This is a genomic window from Methylobacterium sp. CCH7-A2, assembly GCF_001557075.1.
In the GTDB taxonomy this organism is placed as follows: domain Bacteria; phylum Pseudomonadota; class Alphaproteobacteria; order Rhizobiales; family Beijerinckiaceae; genus Allobosea; species Allobosea massiliensis.
The window spans coordinates 1-1,909 of sequence record NZ_LSKN01000206.1 but is presented as its reverse complement, the minus strand read 5'-3'; the positions used below and the strand labels follow the sequence as shown (position 1 = coordinate 1,909).

General features: G+C 67.7%; 1 protein-coding gene and 1 pseudogene. Both read left to right on the top strand.

All coding sequences use genetic code 11. From position 1 onward, the window contains the following. Positions 1-434: pseudogene (locus AX750_RS15520) on the top strand (methyl-accepting chemotaxis protein); the annotation flags it as partial. Positions 435-525: 91 nt separating this feature from the next. Further along, on the top strand, positions 526-1,909 hold a 1,384-nt coding region (locus AX750_RS15515), incomplete at its 3' end, for a HAMP domain-containing protein (RefSeq protein ID WP_156451263.1).

Below are 1,909 nucleotides of genomic sequence, written 5' to 3'. Positions count from 1 at the left end.
TCGCGCAGGAAGCCGGCTCGATGCTGGCGAAGCTGGTGCCCGACATCAAGAAGACCGCCGAGCTGGTCGAGGAGATCACCGCCGCCTGCCGCGAGCAGGATGTCGGCTCGACCCAGATCAACCAGGCCATCCAGCAGCTCGACAAGGTGACGCAACAGAACGCCGCGGCCTCCGAAGAAGTCTCCGCCACCTCCGAGGAGCTCGCCGCCCAGGCCGAGCAGCTGCAGGCCACCATCGCCTTCTTCAAGACGGATGGCAGCGCTGCCGCCACCGACCGGGCCGTCGGCCAGCTCCGCGCCAAGGCCAAGCAGATGAAGGCCGCCTCCCAGCCCCGCAAGGCGGCGGCGCCCGCCCGCTCCAAGAAGGGCGGCTTCGACTTCGCCCTCGATGACGGCGGCGACGACCAAGACGCGGCCTTCAGCCGGGCCTCCTGACCACGACACGGAGCCTCCGCCCCGGCGGAGGCTCCCACCATGCCGGGCCTGCCGTCTCGGACAGCACCCAACCAACCTGTGAGTTTTCGCCATGCGCCTGACCATCAAAGCCAAGCTCGCCGCCACCTTCGGCGTCGTCATCGCCCTCTCCATGGCAGCGGGAGGATTGGCTTATGTGAAGCTGTCGAACATGACGGAGACCCAGCAGGAGCTGGTCACCTGGACCCAGCGCCTCAACGCGCTGGGCGACATTGCCGAACATGTCAGCAACTCGGTTCGGGCCGAGAAGAACGCCGTGATGGCGTCCGATGACAAGGACATCGCTGGCTTTATCGCCACGGCCGGCGAGCTTCGGCAGGCCGCGATGAAGCGCAAGGATGAACTGGCGCAGATCGCCGATGAAGAAGGCAAGCGCCGCATCGCGGAGATCGTCGCCAAGGCCAACCGCTTCGCGAGCGCGCAGGATGAGACGCTGGCCTTCGCCAAGCTGAACTCCAACAACCGCGCCACCCAGGCCTGGCTCTCCGAGACGGTCCCCCTGATCCAGGGCGTCACCGCCACGACCAACCCGGTGATCGCGCAGGTGACCCGTCCGGACGCATCCGCCGAACTGCTCCGCGCCGGTCTTGGCTTCCAGGAGGCGCGGCTCGAATGGATCCGCATGACGCGGACCGCCGCCTTGTCCTTCAACATGGCGAGCGTCGCCGAGATCGAGAAGCTTAACGTCGACATCCAGCAGCAGGCCGCCCAGGTCCGCGCGCGCCTGGCCAAATCGGCCGCGGAGCTGGCCGCCTTCGACATCCCCACCACGGCGATGGTCGCCGCTTTCGACAAGGGCATCGTCTCCGTGCTCAAGACGGTCGCGATCGCCGCCGAGGCCGGCACCATCAAGGCGACGACCGCCTCGCTGACGACGGGACGCGATGCGGCTGCCGCTCTGACGAAGACGCTCGAGGACTATGCGCATCACGTCGAGAAGGCGGCCGGTGAGGCCGCTGCGACCGCCGCCGAGGCCGCCGCTTTCGCCAAGCAGCTCCTGCTCGGCATCCTCGGCCTGTCGCTGCTGATCGCCGTCGTCGCCGCCACCTGGATCGCGCTCAGCATCAGCCGTGGACTCTCCAGCGCCGTCGGCCTCGCCAATGCGGTGGCCATCGGCGATCTCAGCCAGACGATCACCGTCAAGAGCAATGACGAGATCGGCGATCTCGTCACCTCGCTCAACACCATGACCGCGAACCTCAACGCCACTGCCGCGGTGGCGGATGCGATCGCCTCCGGCGACCTGACGGTGGCGGCCAAGCCGCTCTCCGACAAGGACACGCTCGGCATTTCGCTCGAGAACATGGTCATCAAGCTGCGCGAGGTCGTCGGCCAGGTTACCTCGGCCGCCGAGAACATGTCGGCCGGCTCTCAGGAGCTGTCGGCGAGCGCCGAGCAGCTCTCGCAGGGCTCGACCGAGCAGGCTTCGTCCACCG